The following is a 24555-nucleotide window of genomic DNA, read 5'->3' as shown; positions in this document are numbered from 1 at the left end:
TTAACTTTCTAATCTATATTTTTTTTTGAAGAAATCATTTAATTTTTCTAGAGATTTTATTAGTACATCTTCTTCTTCTGCATTTAGACCATCTATAGTTGCGTGCACCATATCAGAATGAAATTTTTCATGTATTCTATAGGCGAGTTTCCCTTTTCTAGTAAGCGCAATCATTACTGATCTTCTATCTTCTTCTCCTCTTTTCCTATTTACATATCCTTTTTTAAGAAGCTTATCGATAGCCGTTGTAAGCGTACCTACAGTAATTTTAATATCTTGAGCTGCTTCTGACATAGTTCTGTACTCATACATCCCTATTGCATCAATAGTATGTATTTCCGTTATAGATAGGTCTTTAAGTATACCCTCTTTAAGTGCCCTCTGTTCTATCTGTAATATATCGTTAAAGGTCTCTACTAAAAGTTCATTTATAACACCAACAGATTTGCTCATATTTATCACCATTTCCCATACTTTGATTTTCATGTACTTTACTTTTCATATACTTTGACAATCAAAGTATATCGATGTAATGATTATTTGTCAATATACTTACCATAAATATGCAAATTTTCTTTTTTAATTTATATTTGTAATAAAATTAAAAATCGTGTTCTGCCTCTACTACTAGTTCACTCATAAGTTCTTTAACCGATATAATTTTATCTACTTTGTAAGCATTACTTCCAACGAAAATAAGTCCCTTATCTAAATTACCTTTTACTGATTGTATTAACGCTTCCGTAATACAATAAGGAGTTTTTTGAGGATTACAGTCCTTTATGCATAAATAACATTTATCCACTTTGCAACCACTTTCCTGAGTGAGCTTCATAAACTTATTGTTAATAGCCCTCCCTGGCATACCTACAGGACTTTTTACTATCTTTATATCTTCTTCTTTTAAATTAACATAAGCCATTTTAAAAGCTAAACTAGCATCACACTCCTGCGTAGCCACAAATCTAGTAGCCATTTGTACCCCTGCTGCTCCAAGTTTCATGATTTCTGCAATGTCTGCGCCAGTATAAATCCCACCAGCAGCTACTACAGGAATTTTTTTATTATACTTTTCTTCAAAAGGCTTGATTGCCTCAATAACTTCTTTAACTATATCCTTTAAGTCTTGGGTTTTCTTTTCTAGTAATGATTCCATAGAGAAACCAAGATGTCCACCAGCTTCAGAACCTTCAACAATAATTAAATCTGCAGCACAATTGTTTTTTTTATCCCACATTTTTGATATAACTGTAGCTGCCTTTGCTGATGATACTATTGGTGCAAGCTTTGTATTAAACCCCTTAGCCATTTTAGGCAAATTAAGTGCAAGTCCTGCACCAGATATTATTAAATCTATTCCTTCTTCTAAAGCAGTTGCTGTAAGTTCTTCATAATTATTCATAGCTACCATAATATTTATCCCAATAATACCCTTAGGACTTAATTCTCTAGCTCTTCTGATTTCACTTCTTAATGCTCTTATGTTTGCTTCCTTTGCATTGGTTCCAAAGTCTTTTTCATTATATCCAATTTGAGCAGTAGATATTATCCCAATCCCGCCTTCATTTGCAACCGCTGATGCTAGACTCGAAAGAGACACTCCCACTCCCATACCGCCTTGAATTATAGGAATACCTGCTATTAATTCTCCAATTTTTAAAGGAGGTAACTTCATAATTATCCGCTCCCTTTACTTTGATTTTGAATTAGTTTGATAGTCAAAGTATATATATCTTTATATTCTATGTCAAGACAAAAGTATCTTATAACTTTTTTGAGTATTTTTTTGATAATACCGTTTTACATTACATACTTCTTAGTATTTACTATGTTTTGAAAATTATTTATTAATTTAATATTTTAATTGCCTTTAGCATATATTGTATTATAATGAATTAGCACTATCCGTTATTATTATGGGGGGCAAATATGAAAAAGTTTATTAGGCAAAATAAAAAATAGTGGTAATTGCAAGTATTTTGAATATATTGTCATCGTTGTTATTGGTATTAACAGCGTTAATGTTAGCAAATCTCTTGAATGTTATTATTGCAGGTGATGTACATGCCTTAATAAAACAAATTATTTTTATGATTTTGATGTGGACTATATCTATCATTATGGATTATGAAAGTAAAATAAATACAGCAAAAGCCGTTGCAAAAATGAATTTCACTTTAAGATATCAAATTACAGATAAATTAACACAAATGGACTATGAGCAATTTTATAAAAACGAGACCGGAAGCTATGTTTCTTGGTTAACTAACGATGTAACTCAGATTGAAAGTACAACATTCAACCAATTTTTCGTATTAATTTCACAATTATCTATGATTATATTTTCATTATGTGGATTAGTATATATTCACTTGTGGGTCGCAATGCTTGCAATTGTTTTATGTGTTTTAATGATAATTCCCCCAAAGCTTATGAACAAAACTGTTGAAAAAGATTCAAAAGCTATGTCTGATCAACAAGAAGAATTTGTAAAAGTTACAAAGGAAACTATGATGGGACATGAGGTATTATATAGTTATAATTTATTGTCACGATTCAAATCCAGCATTTTAGAAAATTCTAAGATTTTAGAATTAATGAAGTATACATTTAAGAAGACACAGATAGTAGTTAACACCTTAATTAGTTTATCAAATATAATTTCTCAAATTGCAATGACTTTTATTACTGGATATTTGTCAATTAAGGGATTAACATCTGTAGGTTCAATTTTACCAGCTGCAAATTTAGCTGGTTCATTTTTCGGTTCATTTGCTACTTTATTAAATTGTGTTACAACAATAAGGTCTTCTAAACCTGTTTTGCAGAAATTTGATACCGATTCTAATCAATTTACAACTTTAGAAATGTGCCCACCTTTTTCTAGCTCCATCGAACTTAAAAATGTAAGTTTCGGTTATAAAAATGAAGATGTTTTTAAAAATATTTCACTTATCTTTGAAAACGGAAAAAAATATGCAATCATTGGGAAAAGCGGAAGTGGTAAAACCACATTGATTAAATTGATTTTAGGTCATTTAAATAATTATGAAGGAAACATATATATTGATAATGTTGATATAAAACAATATAGTCAAGAAAGTATTAGGGATAATTTTGCATATATTAGTCAAAATGTATATATATTTAGTGGGACTATAAAAGATAATATAACATTGTGCGAAAACTTTACTGAAGAGGAATTAGATAATTCATTAAAAGAAAGCTGTCTAAGTGATTTTGTTTTATCTTTAGATCAAAATTTAAATACTTTTTTAGGCGAAGAAGGGAATAACATTTCAGGTGGCCAAAAACAACGCCTTTCTATAGCCAGAGCTTTGATCCGTCATAAACCAATCATCATTATTGATGAAGGAACTTCAGCATTAGATAAAAAAAATGCATTTGAAGTCGAGTCAATGTTATTAAAAAATCCTAATTTCACTATTATTCTCATCACACATCGTTTAAGCGAGGAATTGATAGATAATTTCGACAAAATAATTGAGTTATAATCACTTAAAAGATTAAACCGGCATTAGAGAGGGTATAGCCGACATACGTACAAAGACCGTCCACATGGTGGAATGAATATCCATTATGTGGCTTTTTAAGCGTTATACTTTATTAGATCATGAATTTAAGTGCTGTTATGCTCCCTATTATCCACTGGTAGTTGAATAGATTTTTAGGGTTAGCCACGTTGATAATAGTATTTTATGGTAGTATAATGAACTAAATATAAATGAAATATTAAAAGGATTTAGGAGGCATTATGAATTGGATTTATAAAGTAAAACAAATAACAAGTCTATATGATAGTTGTAATACATGTGGGTTACCAATTATAAATTGCCTTTGTGATAAAGCACCTAAAATAAAAACTAATGCAAATATTTGGATTCTATCTACAGAAAAAGAATTTTACAGACCCTCTAATACTGCAAGAATATTAAAGATAGTTAATCCACATTCAACAGAAATTTTTCTTTGGGAAAGAACGAAGATACCTGAAAAATTAGTAGCAAATATAAATAATGAAATATATGAGCCATTCTTACTTTTCCCTATAGAAAATTGTGAGGCTGCGCTCCGAAAAGTTGAATATAAAAGGACTGGTAAAATCCCTGTATTTATTATCATAGACGGTACATGGAAGGAAGCACGAAAAATAGTTAGGAGAAGTGCCTATCTAGAGAAACTTCCAATTATTTCATTGAATCCAAGTTTTAAGTCTAAATATGATTTAAGACGAGGTGCGGTCGATGGTAATTTATGCACAATAGAAGCCGCGATCGAAGTATTAAAACTAAATAGAGAGATCGAAAGTGCACAAGTAGTAAATACATTTTACAATCTATTTTTAAAAAGCTATAAGGCAGGTTCAAGTGGACATGAACTTTCACCTTCTAATAAAAATTGAAAATGCCACCCAAAAGGCGGCAAAAATTCTACATCGGTTGCTGGAAATTTTGAGACTGCTGATCTTTAATTTTCTGTTTACCATCCTCCATAAATTGAGAATCCTTTGGTGATAACATATACAAAACCTCTTGAAGCTCCCCAACGTGCCTTCTTTCTTCATCTGAAATGTGATTTAAAACCTTTTTAACTATTTCATGAGATGTTGACATTGCATGAGCTTCATAAGCTATGATAGCCTCAAGTTCACCAGCAATGTCCACACGAATTGCTTGCGCCAGCTCTTCATTTGACATTTGTCTTGGTACATTTGCAACGAATGGATTTCCTAATAACGCCATAGTTTCTTCCTCCCTTTCAATCTTAAATTTATTTTTAGCATCATACTGAATTATTATTCATTTATAAATGCTACTTCTAAAGTCTTCTCTTTGTTATAGTGTATACCCCCCTCTTATAGAATAGAGAACCTTTCCTTCTGAAATGTCGTTAAAACGAAAAGGTGTGTTATCATAGTTTAAAACTTTTCTATGCTGCAACATGTATACCTATCTATAAATATATATATATATATATATTTATAACTACAAATGTATGTAATCTTTTCTGCTGAATTTATGAGCAGACCTTTAGCAAAATATTACACCAAATAAAACCTCATACGGATTATATATATTAAAAAATAAAAAGAGAGGGTGAAACAAAATAGAAATTAATTTCTATTTTGTTTCACCCCCTTTTCTAATCCAGGTTATATTAATATTCTATTTCAACTACTTTTTCTACTGCTGCTAATAACTTTCCGCTCTTAACGAGTTCAGTAACTTTATCTAGATCTTTATACATAACTATATCATATTCAATAAAGTCTACAGATTTTCTAACTAAATCGTAAGCTTCTTGAGTTGCTATGCCAAGTTTGAATCCAGATTCTTTTCTGAAATCTATAGCTTGACATGCAGCTAATATTTCTGTTGAAACTACTCTAGATGCATTATCAACTATATCCCTAGCTTTTCTTGCTGCTATTGTTCCCATACTAACTAAGTCTTCTTGATTAGCTGAAGAAGGTATTGAGTCTACTGATGCAGGATGAGCTAATATTTTATTCTCAGATACTAAGGCTGCTGCTGCATATTGTGTAATCATAAATCCTGAGTTTAATCCACCATGTTTAGCTAAGAACGCTGGTAAATCGTTTAATTGAGGGTTGATCAATCTTTCTAATCTTCGCTCAGATACACTAGCAATTTCAGCTGATCCAATTCCTAAGAAGTCAAAGCTTAATGCCATAGGTTCTCCGTGGAAATTACCTCCTGAAATTACGTCTCCCTCTTCAGTTACTATAGGGTTATCTGTTACTGAATTTATTTCTCTTTCAACTTGAGCTTTTACATAGTTTATAGCGTCTTTACTTGCACCATGAATTTGAGGCACACATCTTAATGAATAAGCATCTTGTACTCTTACTTCACCTTGTCTTGTTACATAAGTACTACCTTCAACTAGTTTTAATATGTTTCTGGCTGTTGCTAATTGTCCTGGCTGTGGTCTTAGCACATGAATTCTTGGATCAAAAGCATCTGTAATTCCTCTTAAAGCCTCCATTGTCAAAGCTGCTGCTATATCACTAGTTTTTAATAACTTTATAGCATCATAAGTAGCTAACGCTCCTGTTGCAGTTAAAACTTGCGTACCATTTATAAGCGCTAAACCTTCTTTAGCATCAAGTTCTATTATAGGAATTCCTGCTTTTTCCATAGCAACTTTACCTGGTAATATTTCACCTTTATACTCTGCTTCACCTTCACCAATCATAGGTAAAACCATATGTGCAAGTGGAGCTAAATCTCCTGACGCTCCTAAAGATCCTTTTTCAGGAATTGTTGGGTAAACACCTTTATTAATCATTTCAATTAATGTTTGCAAAGTTCCAGGTCTTATACCTGAAAATCCTTTTGATAGTGCATTAGCTCTTAAAAGCATTATTGCTCGTACGACATCAGTTGGAAATTTAGGACCATATCCACAAGCATGTGAGCAAATTAAGTTTCTTTGAAGTGTTTTGCAATCTTCTTTAGAAATACTAACATTACAAAATTCACCAAACCCTGTAGTTACACCATAAACAGCTCTTTCATTTTCAACTATATCATCAATTATTGCTCTTGATTTTATAACTCTTTCTATAGCACTCTCTTTTATAGAAACCCTGCAACCATCTCTAGCTATAGATACCATTTCCTCTAAAGTTAAATCATTTCCTGTCAAAAGTATTTCTTTCATTTTTATTCCTCCTAAAATTTATTAGTAATTTATTTAGACTAGAATATCATAGATCCTATAATCCCAAATATCATAAGTGGTATAGTATAATGTAAGAATGTCGGTACACATGTATCCCAAATATGATCATGTTGACCATCTACACTAAGTCCTGATGTTGGTCCAAGTGTACTATCTGATGCTGGTGAACCTGCATCTCCAAGCGCTGATGCAACACCTATTAGAAGTATAGTAGCTAGTGGAGAATATCCAAGTTTCATTGCAAGTGGGCAGTAAATTGCAGCCACTATAGGAATAGTACCAAATGAACTCCCTATACCCATCGTTACTAATAAACCGACAAGTAACATTAAAACTGCACCTGCCAGTTTACTTCCATTAACCATTCCTGCAAGAGATGTAACTAAAGCTTCCACTGCTCCAGTTTTCCTTAAAACATCCCCATAACCTGATGCAACGAGCATTATAAATGCTATTAACCCCATTATTTTAATTCCACCATCAAGTAATCCATTAACATCCTCAAACTTAACTGCTCCTGAAACAAATATTATAATTAATGCTCCCAACGCTCCAAGAGGAAGCGATCCTGTAAGAACTTGAATTACAAATGCAGACACAGCTCCAATTAGAACACGCCAATGTTTTGAATTCATTTTAAGGTCTCCATCTTTAATTTCATCCAGCCCTTCTATTTGAATATCCTTGTATTCTCTTGGCTTTCTATAAGTATAAAATACAGCTATAAGAAGACCTATAACCATTCCAATCCCTGGAAGCCATAGCACTTTAGCTACATCAGCTGTCATAACAGGTATACCATTTTTAGTCATTTCAGAACTTATAATCCCATGAAATATTAGACCAAACCCTACTGGTAAAACAATATACGGAGCCTTTAATCCAAATGTAAGAGCACAAGCTACTGCTCTCCTGTCTATTTTAAGTTTATTCATTAATAAAAGTAGCGGCGGTATTAATATTGGAATATATGCTATATGAACTGGTATAAGGTTTTGAGAAAAACAACCTAAAAAGGCTAATAACATTATAAATACATATTTCTTTTGTCCAACAATTTTAGATATTTTCTTAGCCAAAATCCCTGCTAGTCCAGTTTTATTTACTGCAACTGCTAATGCGCCAAGTAATATATAGCTTAATGCAGTTTCAGCATTTCCTCCCATTCCTCCAATGAGTGTCCTCATAGTATCTCCCAACGACATACCAGAAACTAAGCCTGCTGTCATGGCTGCAATTAATATAGACAGTAGCACATTAAGTTTAAAAAGACATAAAACTATCATTACAATAACTGATACAACAACTGGATTAAATAATAACATATATTCCCTCCTCGTGGCTAATTGTTATAGATAAGCTTCACCTTCAGCAACAATTTTCACCTTACCTTTTAAGTAAAATATCTACGCTTCTCTCTTGTTTTTGAGTTAATTCTCCCGCTAAAGCGGATGTGCCTGAAGCACAACTTCTTTCCCAAAATAAACTATCTGTTCCCTTTACTATCTACTATTAAATGAATTATTCCTGGAAACTCTACCATCGCACTTGTAAACGATTCCATTGTGATTAACATAAAAATCTTTAGTCTCTTTAACCAAAGGCATAACAATTTTAGATTTATATTCGTTGCTATTTTTTAAATGCTCTACCTCACAATTTATTACTCCGTTAAATCCTGATACTTCTAAAGAACAATAAGTTTTTCATTTTCCTTTTTCACACAAGGATACTCCTTGTCCACTAAAACTGCCACTAACGACTTTGTCGCATTTCCACAAAACTCGCCTCCCATCATCTGAAGCCTAGGACAGTACTATCTTTTCCTTCTTCTGTACAAGGTTTTTCTATGAATTCAACCTGTTCAGCATGGGGGCTTCCATACTCCATAATTTTATTAGCAACATTGATATGAAATTGTCTCGATGCAGACTCTAAAATAAAAACGGTCATATTTTCTACTGGATTTACTTTAATGAAATGTAACTTTATTGTTATAACTTCCTTTTTGTTTTTATTATAAATCAATTTTAACATCCAAACGTCAAATAAGTGTCTATTATGAATTATCAATTAAATTTGATAAAAATTTTAAGTATATACTGCACATTATTAGTTCACTGTTTTTTTTACCATAAAAATACATTTTCCCCCTTGTCATAGTACTATTTTGCCTTTTTACAGTTGCATTTATATTACATTTTACTATTTACGTCTATATTACATCTATTAATCCAGAATTTCCACATAAAAGGTTCAGCTATAATCTTATTTTGGCATTTTATTTATATTGTAGTATAATTTACATAAGAAATTTTATGGCATTATACGGGAGTGATTCGATGGATTATATATATTGTAAAATGTTTGGTAATTTTTGCGTAACTGTCAATGAAAAAGAAATATTCTTACCATTCAGTAAAGCTCAAGGCCTATTTTGTTATTTACTACTAAATAAACAAGATAACAGAGAACATCTCTCAGAACTTTTTTGGGCTAACCAAGAAGAAGGCAATGCTAAAAAGAATCTAAGAAATGCTATCTATAAAATAAATAAATGCTCTAATGTTCCGGTATTGGTATCCCCTCAAAAATCAATAATTATGCTCAATCCAGATATAAAAATAGACGTAGATATATATACTTTTATGAGTGATGAAAGTGAAATAGATGTCTTTAAAGGAGAATTTCTACAAGGATTTTGCCCTAAAAATGCAGAAAATTTTGAAATTTGGCTATTAGAAATGCGTGAAAGTTTTGAATGTATGTATATTGATAAATTGAATAAAAAAATAGAAAAGGAATTACAAAATAATAATTATGATATTGTTGAAAAATATTCAAAGCTATTGATAAAAATAGATGAATTCAATGAAAATGCTTATATATATCTACTGGAAAGTTACAAAAATCAAGGTAAATATAACCAAGCAATTGAAACATATAATGATGTTAAGAAATTATTTAAAGATGAATTATCCATTTCTCTTAATGATAAAATATTAAATGTAGTTAATGAAGTAATAGATATTATGAATACAGTTAAAAGCAGTAAAAACGCTGATGATTTTTTCTATGGAAGATATAATGAATTGAGGATATTACAAAACAATTACAATAACTTCATGAAAAACGAATCTTCGAAATCCGTATTTTTGGTAGGCGAAGCTGGTATAGGAAAAACAAGATTGAAAGATAAATTTCTAGAAGTAGTAGATGAGGATACAACTTATATTTTAGAAACTTATTGTTTTCAATTTGAAAAGGATTGTATTTTAAAACCATGGACCATAATATTATCCAAGCTCTCCGAAATTATGAAAAATAAAAATATAAAAATCCCAACTTTATGGGAAGATATTTTAGAAAATTGTTTTTCTGAGATTGATGAATTAGATAATAAAGAACGAAGCCTTAAGGTTATAGAGAGTAACTATACATTAAAATATGAAGTCATTGGGAATGTAATTACTAATATACTTACTAAAATAGCATACGAAAAGAAAATAATGCTTATTTTTGAAGATATACAGTGGATTGATTATGGTAGTTTAACCTTTTTAAGCAGTATAATTTTACATGGTCATGCTAACATTTTGTGTTTCATGACATATAGAAATGAATACAACATCGAAATAGATAAATTCTTAGCTTCAGCAAATAAACACAATAAGATTTTAAGGATGGATTTATTAAGATTTAATAATGATGAAGTCGAAAATTTCATTAAAATTGGTCTTCCAAAAAATCATTTCAATAAAGATATAGTAAATAAAATATACAACGAAACTGAAGGAAATGCATTTTTTTTAACAGAATATATTAATACTATAAAATCTAATAGTAGTATAAATATTATGTCTTCTAAAATGCAAGATGTAATGAAAAGCAGGCTTTTAGATATTTCTGAAGGGTGCAAAAACATTTTAAGAATTTCATCTTTATTTTTTGATGAAATACCTTTGTATATTTTACATGAACTTACAGGAGAAGATGAACTTAAGATAATTGACTCAATAGAAGAACTTCAAAATAAATTTATATTAAAAGAAACAAATAACAATAATATAATAAGCTTTATGTTTACTCATCAAAAGTTAAGAGAATTTATTTACATTAATCAATCCTTGGCAAGAAGAAGAATTCTTCATAATAATATAGGCTACATTATTGAAAAGGGTTTAACAAATAATAGAAGTGATATAACCATTTACAATAAACTTGTTTATCATTTTTCAAACGCAAATAATAATTTAGCAACATTAAAGTATAGTATAAAAAGTTTAAACGTATATTTAAATTTTAGTCATGAACTTTATCCAGTACTATATTATAAGGATGTTAATTTTTATAACAATCTATATTTTAGTAACAATAAAACCATTAAAAGCATAAAGAAGATAGAAATTCTACTATTAAAAATAAAAAATGACTGTAGAAACTCTAAAGAAGTTTTAAGATTAGAGATCGAATTTTTACATATTAAAGGAAGATATCTTATAAGAGAAGGAAGCTATGAAAAAGGCGTTGAATTCATAAATGAAATGATAGAAAAAGCTAATGAGATTGAAGATTCAGATTACTCTATAGAAGGGTACAAGCAGATGATATATTATTGTATACAAACTAATAATATTGATGATATGATAAAATATGTAAACATCGGTTTAGATAAAGCAGCAGATTGTAATTATCATATGGAAATAGGCGTATTTCTACGATTTAAAGCCTTATATAAAAAAATGCAGGGAAAATACAGTGAAGCAGAAAGACTCTTTAATGAATCTATAAATATCTTTAATGTAACTAAAAGTGTAGCTGATAAATACGCCTTGAGTATAGCGGCCGCTTATAACTATATAGGCGATATAAGAAGACAAAGCATGAAATTTCAAGAAGCTTTAGATTTTTTTAATAGAGCAATAAAAATATGCGAAGAAAAAAATGTATTCCCCAGTCTTTCTATTTTCAACATAAATGCGGGTGAAACATGTTTCAATATGGGATCATATCCTGAGGCAAAAAAATATTTCGAAAGGGCCATGGATATCTATAAACAATTCGATTTAATGTGGGAAAAGTCTATTGTAGAAGCCTTTATGTCAAGAATACTAATTAGTGAAGGAAATTATGAAAGTGCCTTAAAATATTTAAAAAATTCAGATGTGCATTCAAGGTTGCTAAAAAACCCTCATGAAATTGGAATTGTATATATGGTAAAAGCTCAAATTAAAAGTGAAATGAAAAATAATGAAAAGTTAAATAAAATTTTTAATATGTACTTAAATGAAAATTTACAATTCTATTGTGGAAATAGTATTAATTTTTTAACTACCTCAAAGGATAATTATGAAATAGATTTGCTAAATACCTTAATAAAGGAAAATAGTTATGAGTGCCCCAAAAAATAGACATTTTAATGACGACATAGTATTAGAATGTGATTATAAAGAGGGGAGTGATCAGTAATGATTAATAATATTGATATAAAAAATGCAATGACAGTTTCTTTAGATGATTGTTTACCTACTATGCCTGAATTTATTGAGGGAATAAGGAGAGCTCCAGATAGAGGCTTCCACCTTTCAAAATCACAGACAGAAATATCACTTAAAAACGCACTTCGTTACATTCCAGAAAAGTATCATGAGGAGCTTATCCCAGAATTTATGGAGGAGCTTACTACAAGAGGCAGAATATATGGATACAGGTTTCGTCCCGAAGGCAGAATATATGGAAAATCAATAGATGAATATAAAGGAAACTGTATTGAAGGTAAAGCTTTTCAGCTTATGATTGATAATAATCTTGATTCTGAAGTGGCTTTATATCCTTATGAGCTTGTTACTTACGGTGAAACAGGAAGTGTATGTCCAAATTGGATGCAATATAGACTTATAAAGAAATATCTAGAAATAATGACTCAAGATCAAACATTGGTTTTAGAATCAGGACACCCTCTTGGGCTTTTCAAATCAAAACCCGATTCACCAAGAGTAATAATTACAAATGCACTAATGATAGGCATGTTCGATAATCAAAAAGATTGGGAAATAGCAGAGGAAATGGGTGTTGCAAACTATGGACAGATGACTGCCGGAGGATGGATGTATATAGGACCTCAGGGCATAGTTCACGGTACTTACAATACTTTATTAAATGCAGGTAGAATGAAGCTTGGAATCCCAAATGATGGTGATTTAAGAGGACATATATTTGTAACATCAGGTTTAGGCGGTATGAGCGGTGCTCAGCCAAAGGCAATCGAAATCGCAAATAGTGTAGGCATCGTAGCTGAGGTTGATGAATCAAGAATTAGTACAAGACTTGAGCAAGGGTGGGTTATGAAGCAATCATCAGATCTTGATGAGGTATTCAAAATTGCTGACGAATACTTGGAAAAGAAAGAGCCAATGTCAATTGCATATCACGGAAATATAGTTGATTTGCTTGAGTATGCAGTAAAAAACAACAAAAAAATTGATTTATTATCTGACCAAACATCTTGCCATGCGGCATACGAAGGTGGATATTGCCCTAAGGGAGTAACTTTTGAGGAAAGAACAAGTCTTCTTGCAAAAGACAGAACTAATTTTTGCCAATTGGTTGACAAAAGTTTAAAACGTCATTTTGAACTTATAAAAACATTAGTTGAAAGAGGGACATACTTCTTTGATTATGGCAATTCATTTATGAAAGCAATTTATGATGCCGGTGTTAAGGAAATATCTAAAAATGGAACAGACGAAAAAGATGGCTTTATATTTCCATCTTACGTAGAAGATATAATGGGACCACAGCTATTTGACTATGGATATGGACCATTCAGATGGGTATGTTTAAGTGGAAAGAATGAAGATTTAATAAAAACAGATCATGCTGCAATGGGATGCATAGACCCAAATAGAAGATACCAGGATAGAGATAACTATAACTGGATAAGGGATGCAGAAAAAAACAATCTTGTTGTTGGTACAAAAGCAAGAATACTTTATCAGGATGCTACAGGAAGAATAAACATAGCTCTTAAGTTCAATGAAATGGTAAGAAATGGAGAGATAGGACCTGTTATGATGGGTAGAGATCATCATGATGTAAGTGGTACTGATTCACCATTTAGAGAAACTTCCAACATAAAAGATGGAAGTAATGTTATGGCAGATATGGCTGTACAGTGCTATGCCGGGAATGCAGCAAGAGGTATGAGTCTTGTAGCACTTCATAACGGTGGCGGTGTAGGAATCGGGAAATCAATAAATGGAGGATTCGGTCTTGTACTTGATGGAAGTTATAGAGTAGACGAGATAATCAAATCCGCTCTTTCATGGGATGTTATGAATGGAGTTGCAAGACGTTCATGGGCAAGAAATGAACATTCTATAGAAACAGTCATAGAATTTAACAATACACATAAAGGTACAGACCATGTTACTATTCCTTATTTAACAAACGAAAAACTTGTAAGGGATACTGTTAGCAAGTATTTTGATAAATAATATATTTAAGGGGATGTATTTATGAAAAAAGGAAATTTGCTTATAAAAAACTCCTCGGAACTTGTTACCTGCAGTGGTAGCAATGCAAAATACGGTGAGGAAATGAAAAACATTCATATCATAAAAAATGGAGCCGTTGTCATTGAAGATGGCATAATTAAAGCTGTTAATACTACAGAAGAAATATTGAAAATTTACAATGAAGCAGATTATGAAGTTATAGACGCATCTAATAAATGCGTCCTTCCAGGATTTGTAGACTCTCACACTCATTTTGTATTTGGTGGCTACAGGGCAGATGAATTTGCTTGGAGACTCCGCGGAGACAGCTATATGGATATAATGGAGAGAGGCGGCGGAATACAAAATACAGTAAACGCAACAAGGAATGCTTCAGATGAAGAACTTTATAATATTGGATTTGAAAGGCTTAATGAGATGCTTAAACTTGGAGTAACAACTGTAGAAGGTAAAAGCGGTTATGGCCTTGATTTTGATACAGAAATAAAGCAACTTAGTGTTATGAAGAAACTTAATGAAGATCATGCTATGGACCTCGCAATTACCTTTTTAGGTGCACATTCTGTTCCACCCGAATACAAAGGTAAAAATGATGAATATATTGACTTCATTATAGATAAAGTTCTCCCTGTGGTTAAATCAGAGAATCTTGCAGAGTTTTGCGATGTTTTTTGCGAAGACAAAGTTTTTTCTGTAGATGAATCACGAAAACTTCTTTTGAAAGCAAAGGAAATGGGTTTTAAACTTAAACTTCATGCGGATGAAATAGTAACCCTTGGAGGATCAGAGCTCGCAGCAGAAGTTGGCGCAATATCAGCCGACCATCTATTACATGCTTCAGATGATGGAATAAAAGCCATGGCAGATAAAAAGGTAATTTCTACCCTCCTTCCCTGTACTGCATTTTGCCTAAAAGAACCATATGCAAGGGCAAGGGAAATGATTGATAAGGGCTGCGCTGTAGCACTGGCATCGGATTTTAATCCAGGAAGCTGCTTTACATATTCAATACCTCTGGTATTCGCAGTGGCAGCTATATATATGAATATGAGCACGGAAGAAGCTATAACAGCACTTACAATAAATGGTGCTGCTGCTGTCGGTAGAGCAGATTCCATTGGAAGTATCGACCCTGGTAAAAAAGGTGATATTGTTATTTTGAAATATCCTTCTTATAATTTTATACCATATCATACGGGTATAAACATTGTAGAAAAAGTAATTAAAGCTGGGAATGTAGTTGTTAATATATAATTAATCTTAAATAGTAAAGGAGAGAATATTATGTTAAAATTAGTAGAATGCGTTCCAAATTTTAGTGAAGGCAGAAACAAACAAATAATTGAAAGCATAGTTGACGAGATAAGAAATACAGAAAACGTAAAATTACTTGACTATTCTTCCGATAAAGACCATAACAGGACAGTTGTTACATTTGTTGCTTCACCTGAAGATGCTAAAAAAGCAGCTTTTAAGCTAATTAAAAGAGCATCAGAGCTTATAGATATGAGGACTCAAGAAGGTGCTCATCCAAGAATGGGAGCTACAGATGTGGTTCCATTTATTCCAATTCAGGATATTACTACAGAAGAATGTGTTGAAATGGCTAAAGAACTTGGCAAGAAAGTTGGAGAAGAATTAAATATTCCTGTTTATCTTTATGAAGATGCAGCTACTTGTGAAGCACGAAGAAATCTTGCTAAAATTAGAAAAGGTCAGTACGAGGGATTCTTTGAAAAAATAAAACTTCCAGAATGGAAACCTGATTTTGGTCCATGTGAAATGAATGAAAAAAGTGGCTGTATAGTTATAGGTGCCAGATTTCCACTTGTAGCATACAATGTAAACTTAGGCACAGACAATATGGAAATAGCAACTGCTATTGCTAAAAAAGTAAGATTTATAGGTGGAGGGCTTAGATTTGTAAAGGCTATGGGCGTTAAACTTTGTGAGAGAAACATAGTTCAGATTTCTATGAATCTTGTAAATTATGAAAAAACCGCCGTATACAGAGCCCACGAAATGGTTAAAATGGAAGCTTTACGATATGGAGTACCCGTTGTTGGCAGTGAAGTTATTGGATTGGTTCCTTTGAAAGCATTAATAGACTGTGCTGAATATTATCTTCAAATAGAAAACTTTGATATAAGTCAAATACTTGAAAAGAAACTTTCAGAATAAAAACTTAAAAAGCTTTCAGGGTAAGGAACCAAGAAAATATAATTAATTATGATGAGGAGTCGAATTATATGAGTATTGTTCCGAGTGATATTGAAATAGCTCAAAAGGCTAAAATGCTACCCATTGCAAACATTGCTGAAAATTTAGGAATTGAAGATGATGAATTAGAAGTTTATGGTAAATACAAGGCAAAAGTTTCTTTAAGTATTTTTGATAGATTAAAGGATAAAAAGGATGGAAAGCTAATCCTTGTAACAGCAATTACTCCAACTCCTGCAGGTGAAGGAAAATCAACTACTGCTATTGGTCTTGGAGATGCCTTGAATAGAATAGGTAAGAAGACATGTATAGCATTAAGAGAGCCCTCTTTAGGACCCGTATTTGGTATGAAGGGAGGAGCAGCCGGCGGCGGATATGCCCAAGTAGTTCCTATGGAAGATATTAACCTTCACTTTACAGGAGACATGCATGCTATAACTGCATCAAATAATTTACTTACTGCAGCAATTGATAACCATGTTCATCAAGGGAATAGCCTTAAGATAGATATTAGGCAGATTGTATTTAAAAGAGTTATGGATATGAATGACAGATCTCTTAGAAATATAGTTGTTGGTCTCGGTGGAAAGGTGTGTGGTTTCCCACGAGAAGATGGTTTCATGATTACCGTCGCATCAGAGGTTATGGCTATTCTTTGTCTTTCTAAAGATTTAATGGATCTTAAAGAGAGGCTCGGTAAAATAATAGTAGCTTATAACATGGATGGTAATCCAGTAACTGCAAAAGATCTTAAAATTAATGGAGCGATGACCCTTTTGATGAAGGATGCTATAAAGCCGAATATAGTTCAGACATTAGAAAATTCGCCAGCAATAATTCATGGCGGACCATTTGCTAATATAGCTCATGGTTGCAATAGCCTCATAGCTACAAAGCTTGGTCTTAAACTTTGTGATTACTTAGTAACTGAAGCAGGTTTCGGTGCTGACCTTGGTGGAGAGAAGTTCTTTGATATAAAATGTAGATATGGAGAATTGAAACCATCCGCTACAGTTATAGTTGCTACTATAAGGGCACTGAAAATGCATGGTGGAGTATCTAAATCAGATTTAGGCATAGAAAATCTTGAAGCCCTTGGTAGTGGGTTTGAGAACTTAAAAAAACAAGTTGAAAATATAAGAAAATTTAATGTACCTGTAATGGTTGCTGTAAATAGATTCAGTAACGATACAGAAAAAGAAATAGAACTTCTTATATCAAAATGTAAAGAGTTCGGAGTTGACATAGCCCTTAATGAAGTATGGTCTAAAGGCTCCGAAGGCGGAGTTGATATGGCCCGAAAGCTTATAAAACTTGTTGAAACAGAGGAGTCAAACTTTAAACCTATTTATGATGTAAGCAGTTCTATAAACGAAAAAATCAACACAATTGTTAGGGAAATATACGGTGGAGATACAGTAGTGTTTGAAGCAGCTGCTAAAAATCAGATGAAAAAACTTGAAGAATTAGGCCTTGATAAGATGCCCCTATGCATTGCTAAAACTCAATACTCCCTATCTGATGACAATAAACTTCTTGGAGCTCCAAAAGGTTTTAAAATTACAATAAAAACTGTAAGAGTCTCTGCAGGTGCAGGATTTATTGTATGCGAAGCTGGCACCATAATGACCATGCCAGGACTTCCTAAGGTTAGCGCCGCAGAAAAGATGGATATAGATGGAAGTGGAGTTATAACAGGATTATTTTAGACATATGCTCATATTATGTTGAAAAGATAGAGAAAGGAGTACATTATTATGTTATTAGTTGATAAAAGCGTTAGAGAATTCATTGACCAAACCTCCCAAAATTGCCCCGTACCAGGAGGGGGAAGCATTGCCGCACTATCAGCTGCATCTGCTGCAGCACTTGTTTCAATGGTTGCAAGTTTGACTATTGGTAAAAAAGGTTATGAAGATAGTGAAGTCATGATGAAAGAAGTTTATGAACAAGCCAACAAATATAAAGAAAGATTTATAGAGTATATAGATGCAGACTCTGAATCTTTTCATGGAGTAATGGATGCCTTCAAATTGCCAAAAAACAGTGATGAAGAGAAATCTGCAAGAAAAGAAACTATTCAAAATGCATTAAAGCATGCATCAGAGACTCCATATAAGATAGCAGAAGATGCGTATGCACTTATGGATTACTCAGAAAAAGCAATAAAACACGGAAATAAAAATGCAGTAACTGATGGTGCTGTATCAGCTATGATGGCAAGAAGTGCAGTTCTATCAGCTCTTTACAATGTAAAAATAAATCTATCCTCAATCAATGATAGTGAGTTCGTAGCTCGATTTGAAAAAAAAGTATCTACTCTTGAAAAAAATGTAGTTGAAAGAGAAAAACAACTACTAAGCAAAGTAGTTTTATAATAGGGATAGATCCCCATAGCCATCAACCTAAGGTAAATCATAATTTGCCTTAGGTTGTTTTTTAATATGTTTAAACATACTTAATATGCTTATCATACTGAAAACTATATTTAAAATAATGATAGTGATGTAATTATAAATACATAAATAATTTGGGAGGCTAAATACAATGTTTGATAAAAATTATAAAATAACGGATAAAACAGTTTGGCAGGGACGCACTGATAGTGAAACCAACTATGATGCTTTTAGATGGCATCAATGTGTAAAGATAATAGATTTAAAAAGAGATGATTTAATTTCCTACACCGGTAAACTGGGATTTGCTTTTATTGGTTTTTGTTGTGATGAAGGTGTAAGGCTTAATAGTGGCAGAGTAGGGGCATCAAAGGGTCCTAAAAGTATAAGAAAAGAATTATCTAACCTTCCATGCAATTTTTCACAAGAAGTTAAACTTTTTGATGTAGGAGATATATTATGTGAAAACTGTACCCTTGATGAAAGCCAAGCTCTTCTATCAAAAGCAATCGAAAAGATTTTAAATTTAAATCTTTTTCCTATTATTTTGGGCGGTGGTCACGAAGTTGCTTTTGGAAGTTATATGGGTACATTAAATTACTTATCACAAAAAAGCCAAGAACCTAATATCGGGATAATAAATTTTGATGCTCATTTTGATTTAAGACCTTATACAAAAGTGACCAGTTCCGGAACAATGTTTAGACAAATAGCAGATATTTGTAGTGATAGGGATCTTCAATATTCTTATTTGTGCATCGGAGTTCAAAAGCACAGTAACACCATAGATCTTTTTAAAACAGCTGATAGACTTGGAGTTAAATACATGCTTGCGAAAGATATAATAGATAGTGACAGTTGGCCGCTTATGGAGGAAATAGATAATTTCATAAAATTTAAAGATTATCTATATGTAACTATATGCTCCGATGTATTTTCTACAGCTTTTGCACCAGGAGTAAGTTCGTCACAACCACTTGGTCTCGATCCTGAACGTGTATTAAAGTTTCTTAAATACATTTTAAGGTCAAATAAAGTAGTAAGTTTTGATATAGCTGAGGTTTCGCCAAGATTTGACCAAGACGACGTTACAGCAAACTTAGCAGCTGTATTGATTTTTTCTGTTATCAATACACTTTGTGAAACAAATAGTTTGTCTATCTAAAACTTGTTACATATTAATAATAAATTTGAGTTTACCAAGTCCGTGAATCAGTTTTTTATTGGTGGTGCAGGAGCTATGAGAATTAGCATTGATGTATTTTCTATATTCTTCCTGAAATTATTTTCGGACCAATTTATGGGGCACTTGCTGGTGGTCTTGTGGATATTCTTGCATATATTATAAGACCTCTGGGACCTTATATTCCACTATTTACTTTAACAACAACGCTTGCAGGCTTTATTCCAGGACTAATATGGAAACACACAAAATTTACTAAAGTTGCAAAACAAGTTAAATACTATATTACTTGTTTTGCAACTTTAGGATTAATAGGAATTGTTAATACTATTGTAATATTGCTATTTCCAAAATCAAATTTAGGCAAACTTATATTTTCGCTTGGAAAGAAAACTCAATTTATTGGTATTGGACTCGAGATTATAGCACTGCTTGGTTTTGTAATTTTGGTTATTAATAATGTGATTAAAAGAAACAATAGTGAAAATAAACTATATGATAATTATATTAAAATGATTTTAGCAATAGGATTGCCTGCAATTGTAATTTCATCTATTAACACTTATTTTCTAATATTATTTATACCAGGGCTTTCTAGTGTAGGTTTTATGGTTTTATGGCTTCCTAGAATTGCAGAAACATGTCTAATGATAATAATTCAGTCGTATATAATATCTATCCTTTTAAATGTTTATGAATTGGTCTTTAGAATAGATCTTAAATGTTAATTTAGTAATAATCATTGATGATTATATTAAAAAACCACACTCCTAATAATATAGGAATGTGGTTTACAAATATCTAAATTTTTTAATACGTTGTTACTTTATACTATGCAGTTATATTTGTTGCTTCATCTCTTTTATCTTGTATCAATTTTTGCACTTTATCTGCATGCCCCTTCATTGATATAGATATGAATAAGAATACAACTAACATTGCAGCAAGGACTATTATATCTTTTGTAAATACGCCATAATCAATACCTGATATTACTTCTCTTAACCCAGATACTGCATAAGTAAATGGCATAAATGGATTTAAAACCTTAAACAAATTAGGTACAACTTCTATTGGGAATGTACCTGCACATGAAGTAAGTTGAAGAATTAATAATACAATTGATATTAATCTTCCTGCTTGCCCAAGTAAGAATACCATGCATTGAATAATCGCTATAAACACATTTGATAAGAAAATATTAAACAAGAAATACAGTAGTATATTACTTGGTCTAAGACCTAATAACATTACAGCTCCACTTGCAAGTACCGCTTGCATAGCTCCTATAGCTCCATATGATAAGAACTTACCTGCTACTACAGAAGCTGGGCTTGCTGCAATATCTGCATCTACCTTATCTGTAATTACAAAGAACATCATTAAAGCTCCTACCCATAATGATAGTGGAATGAAATATGGAGTAAATCCTTCACCATAAGTTTTAACAGGATTTATTGGCTTTTGATCCATAACTACTGGCTCCGAGAATGTCTCTCCCATAGTTTTACTATCATTTTTCAAGCTACTACTAAGGTCCTTATGGCCATCTGCAAGCTTTTTGTTAAGTTCTTTAGAACCATCTGCTAACTCTGTCATGCCACCATCTAATTTATTAGTACCATCATCTAACTTGCTTACCCCATCTTTTAGCTCAGGTAATTTGCCATTTAAAGTACTAATTCCTTTTGTAAGCTCTGCTGAACCTGCATTTAGTTTCGCCGTTCCATCTGCTAAAGCTGGCATCTTTTGACTAAATTGTGCTAGCCCTCCTGATAAAGCTCCTGAACCTACAGCTAACTTCTGCACGCCTCCAGTTAAAGTTGGAATTTTATCATTAAGCTCTGAAATTCCTCCTGATAAAGCTCCTGAACCTGCAACTAACTTTTGCACGCCTCCAGTTAAATCTGGCATTTTACCATTAAGTTCTGAAAGTCCATTCCCAAAATCACTATTCATACCATCATACAGCTGATTTAAACCTCCACTGATTTTAGCTGCACCGCCCGCTGCTGCACCTGTTTTTTCTGCGAACTCTCCAGCTCCTTTTGAAAACTCATCTGCACCTTGTGCAAATTTTTGTGTACCATTTACAAAATCTGAAGATTTCTCTTGTAATAGCTTAGATCCTTCTGCTACTCCATGAGCACCCTTTTGAAGTCCATTCATCATCGCTACGTTGTTTTCATCTGTAGCATTTTTATTTAATGCATTTAATGTAGCTGAAACGCCTTGCATATTTGCATTATCCTTTGCTTCTGGATGATCTTTAAAATATGCTTCCAGTTTCTCATTTGCTTGTTGCAATGCCACTTGAGATTTTTTACTATTATCTACTAAACCATCTACTCCGCCAGCAACTTTTGCACTGCCCACGCTAAGATCACTCATGCTATCTTTCATTTTATCATATCCACCACTAAGCTCTTTTGATCCACCATTTAACCTAGTTGATGCATCATTTAACTTAGTTGATCCATCTTTAGTTCCTGCAAGCCCTGAAGCAAGAGTTGATGCTCCTTCTTTAAGTTCTTTAGTTGGAGGTATTATTTTTTTTGTATATCCCTCATTAAGCTGTTGTACCCCTGTTACCATAATTGATACTTTCTTGTTAAGCTCCAATAATCCATTATTCAATTGGACTGCACCACCATGAAGTTTTTGTACCCCTGTTCCCATAGTTGGTACTTGGTTGTTAAGCTCTGATAATCCATTATTCAATTGGTCTGCACCACCATGAAGCTGATTTACCCCACTGACCATTGTAGGCACTTGAGCTTTAAGCTCCCCTAGCTTACTAGTTAATGTATTAGAACCCACTAGTAATTTCCCTACTCCATCCATCATTTGTGGAACATTGCTTTTAAGTTTCCCAGTTCCATCTTTTAACTGGTGCGTACCATCTTTTGCGGTAACTACACCGTCAGCGAGTTTTTTGCTTCCATCAGAAGCTTTTTTCATACCATCTTTAAGTTCATATAAACTATCAAACACTGCTGTTGCGTATTCTTTTGACATACTTTTGGTTAGTTCTGATTTAAGCTGATCTAAAACTTTACCATTGATTTGTGCTGCTAAAAAATTTCTCTTTTCATTTGCACTATATAATATAGTAGCCTGTTCTGGTTTACCTTTAGTCGAACTTAAAGCATTTTGCGAAAAATCTTCAGGAATTACGAACATGGCATAATAATCCTTTCCCTTGACTCCATCTTCAGCTTGCTCTTTTGTAACAAACCTCCAGCCTACTGCTTCCTTATCTTTAAGATTATTTACTAAATCTTGACCGTAGTTAACTTTTTTTCCGTCCTTTAAGCTTCCTCTATCTTGGTTTACCACAGCCACTGGCATATCCTTAATTCTAGCATATGGATCCCAAAAAGCATCAAGATAAAGTAAACTATACAAAAGTGGAACTATAATAATTGCTACTACCGATACTCGTATGAATCTATTTTTAAATATACTTGAGATATCTCTCCAAGCTACCTTTAAAAAGTTCATGTTATCACCTCATCCTTTATATATATAATTATTTTCTACAACAGTTTTAACAACATTAATTTATGAACTGACTGGTCAGTCATATATGTATATTTTACATTTTTTTTTCATAAAGTCAATGTATTTTTTGTTAACAAAAGAAGTAAACGTGCTCATTAATTTTATAGTTTCATTTGAAATAAAAAACAGTAAGATATCCTATTATCTAGAATTATCTTACTGTGTATTTTTACTTTATTCCATTTAGTAGGTGCTCCATAAAATTATCTGTAATTTCATCTAATTTCATACTATCATTTTTAATAACATTATAAACGGCTACTGATACTAAGTTTCCAAAATACATATATGTTAAAAAAGAGGATTCACATTTTTTTATAGCTCCCTCAGCCATAGCACTTGCTAAGAATTTTTCAATATCTTCCATATACGCCTTTAGCATTCCTCTAAGCTCAGAATGTCTTATTTTCCCGCCCCATGCTTGGCTCATTATAACCTTAAATAAATCCCTATTTTCATATGCCAATTTTAACTGATCCTTGGTTAGTTCTCTTAATTTACAGGTATAGTCTCCCTTCCCTGTAGTAATTTTTTCTATTTGTTGCCTAAGTAAGCTTACTCCCTCTGTAATTATGTATTTAAAAACCTCATCCTTACTTTTAAAATAATAGTACACCGTACCTTTAGCTACTCCAGCATTTGCTGAAATCTCATCCATAGTGGCTCCGTCATATCCATTAGTAGAAAAAGTTTTAATTGCAGACTGAAATATAGCTCTTTTTGTTTTATTCATTAACTCACCTCAACTTATCAATAAATTTATCTTATATAGTTATTTTAGTATTAAGGAACATTAAATCTTATTTCAAATATCTTAATCGATATTTCAATAATACTATACTATATCCCTATAAATTGAAAGTATTTTTATACATTATCTAAAATTAACTTTTCAACTTTTAGTTTTCCTAAAGTATTAAAATATACAGTATGTCATTAAATCATC

18 protein-coding genes are annotated in these 24555 nt (G+C 32.2%); 10 read left to right on the top strand and 8 right to left on the bottom strand.

Annotated elements, in window-relative coordinates:
- Both ACWJKE_RS13340 and ACWJKE_RS13335 read right to left on the bottom strand, forming a co-directional pair.
- Positions 1-453 carry a MarR family winged helix-turn-helix transcriptional regulator gene (locus ACWJKE_RS13340; RefSeq protein ID WP_165411859.1) on the bottom strand — a complete coding sequence of 151 codons (453 nt, stop codon included), beginning with the start codon at positions 451-453 and terminating at the stop codon, positions 1-3.
- A 148-nt stretch (positions 454-601) separates the two neighbouring features.
- Positions 602-1675: an NAD(P)H-dependent flavin oxidoreductase gene (locus ACWJKE_RS13335; protein WP_216302130.1), complete on the bottom strand. Its 1074-nt coding sequence runs from the start codon at positions 1673-1675 to the stop codon at positions 602-604.
- A gap of 313 nt (positions 1676-1988) precedes the next feature.
- On the opposite strand from ACWJKE_RS13335, the gene ACWJKE_RS13330 reads away from it, so the two are divergent.
- On the top strand, positions 1989-3515 hold the full coding sequence (locus ACWJKE_RS13330; protein ID WP_462958878.1) for an ABC transporter ATP-binding protein: 1527 nt from the start codon (positions 1989-1991) through the stop codon (positions 3513-3515).
- 260 nt (positions 3516-3775) lie between these two features.
- Entirely contained in the window at positions 3776-4423 is a 648-nt protein-coding gene (locus ACWJKE_RS13325; RefSeq protein ID WP_216302132.1) for a tRNA-uridine aminocarboxypropyltransferase, read from the top strand.
- 28 nt (positions 4424-4451) lie between these two features.
- Here ACWJKE_RS13325 and ACWJKE_RS13320 read toward each other — a convergent pair whose 3' ends face one another.
- The 4 genes from ACWJKE_RS13320 to ACWJKE_RS13305 all read right to left on the bottom strand — a co-directional run bounded on the left by ACWJKE_RS13320 (position 4452) and on the right by ACWJKE_RS13305 (position 8802).
- On the bottom strand, positions 4452-4763 hold the full coding sequence (locus ACWJKE_RS13320) for a demethoxyubiquinone hydroxylase family protein (protein WP_220286229.1): 312 nt from the start codon (positions 4761-4763) through the stop codon (positions 4452-4454).
- A gap of 415 nt (positions 4764-5178) precedes the next feature.
- Positions 5179-6708 (bottom strand): histidine ammonia-lyase, encoded by a 1530-nt coding sequence (gene hutH / locus ACWJKE_RS13315; RefSeq protein WP_220286228.1) that lies wholly within the window; start codon positions 6706-6708, stop codon positions 5179-5181.
- 38 nt (positions 6709-6746) lie between these two features.
- Positions 6747-8054: a Na+/H+ antiporter family protein gene (locus ACWJKE_RS13310; protein WP_216302135.1), complete on the bottom strand. Its 1308-nt coding sequence runs from the start codon at positions 8052-8054 to the stop codon at positions 6747-6749.
- A 469-nt stretch (positions 8055-8523) separates the two neighbouring features.
- Complete coding sequence (locus ACWJKE_RS13305) at positions 8524-8802, bottom strand: hypothetical protein (protein ID WP_462958877.1); 279 nt, start codon at positions 8800-8802, stop codon at positions 8524-8526.
- A gap of 269 nt (positions 8803-9071) precedes the next feature.
- Here ACWJKE_RS13305 and ACWJKE_RS13300 point away from each other — a divergent pair, with 269 nt between their 5' ends.
- From ACWJKE_RS13300 to ACWJKE_RS13265, 8 genes are all read left to right on the top strand, one after another.
- Complete coding sequence (locus ACWJKE_RS13300; protein ID WP_462958876.1) at positions 9072-12140, top strand: tetratricopeptide repeat protein; 3069 nt, start codon at positions 9072-9074, stop codon at positions 12138-12140.
- Between the two features lie 57 nt (positions 12141-12197).
- Positions 12198-14225, top strand: coding sequence for a urocanate hydratase (locus tag ACWJKE_RS13295; RefSeq protein ID WP_462958875.1), 2028 nt, complete (start codon positions 12198-12200; stop codon positions 14223-14225).
- A 21-nt stretch (positions 14226-14246) separates the two neighbouring features.
- Positions 14247-15500 carry an imidazolonepropionase gene (gene hutI / locus ACWJKE_RS13290; RefSeq protein ID WP_216302138.1) on the top strand — a complete coding sequence of 418 codons (1254 nt, stop codon included), beginning with the start codon at positions 14247-14249 and terminating at the stop codon, positions 15498-15500.
- A gap of 30 nt (positions 15501-15530) precedes the next feature.
- On the top strand, positions 15531-16427 hold the full coding sequence (gene ftcD / locus ACWJKE_RS13285; protein ID WP_216302139.1) for a glutamate formimidoyltransferase: 897 nt from the start codon (positions 15531-15533) through the stop codon (positions 16425-16427).
- A 68-nt stretch (positions 16428-16495) separates the two neighbouring features.
- On the top strand, positions 16496-18175 hold the full coding sequence (locus ACWJKE_RS13280) for a formate--tetrahydrofolate ligase (protein ID WP_216302140.1): 1680 nt from the start codon (positions 16496-16498) through the stop codon (positions 18173-18175).
- 48 nt (positions 18176-18223) lie between these two features.
- Positions 18224-18844, top strand: a complete 621-nt coding sequence (locus ACWJKE_RS13275; RefSeq protein ID WP_165411798.1) for a cyclodeaminase/cyclohydrolase family protein — start codon at positions 18224-18226, stop codon at positions 18842-18844.
- 169 nt (positions 18845-19013) lie between these two features.
- On the top strand, positions 19014-20027 hold the full coding sequence (gene hutG, locus ACWJKE_RS13270; protein ID WP_216302141.1) for a formimidoylglutamase: 1014 nt from the start codon (positions 19014-19016) through the stop codon (positions 20025-20027).
- 158 nt (positions 20028-20185) lie between these two features.
- Positions 20186-20773, top strand: coding sequence for an ECF transporter S component (locus tag ACWJKE_RS13265; RefSeq protein ID WP_268064044.1), 588 nt, complete (start codon positions 20186-20188; stop codon positions 20771-20773).
- Between the two features lie 103 nt (positions 20774-20876).
- On the opposite strand, the gene ACWJKE_RS13260 is transcribed toward ACWJKE_RS13265, so the two are convergent.
- A complete protein-coding gene (locus ACWJKE_RS13260; RefSeq protein ID WP_220286223.1) occupies positions 20877-23549 on the bottom strand; it encodes a YhgE/Pip domain-containing protein in 2673 nt (890 codons plus the stop codon).
- Positions 23550-23778: 229 nt separating this feature from the next.
- The gene (locus tag ACWJKE_RS13255) at positions 23779-24342 is read right to left on the bottom strand and encodes a TetR/AcrR family transcriptional regulator (RefSeq protein ID WP_220286222.1); all 564 of its coding nucleotides are present in this window, start codon (positions 24340-24342) and stop codon (positions 23779-23781) included.
- Positions 24343-24555: the final 213 nt, after the last annotated feature.

This window comes from Clostridium sp. CM036 (assembly GCF_055081135.1).
Note: the sequence above shows the minus strand (reverse complement) of the source record. Positions and strands in the feature narration are given on the sequence as shown.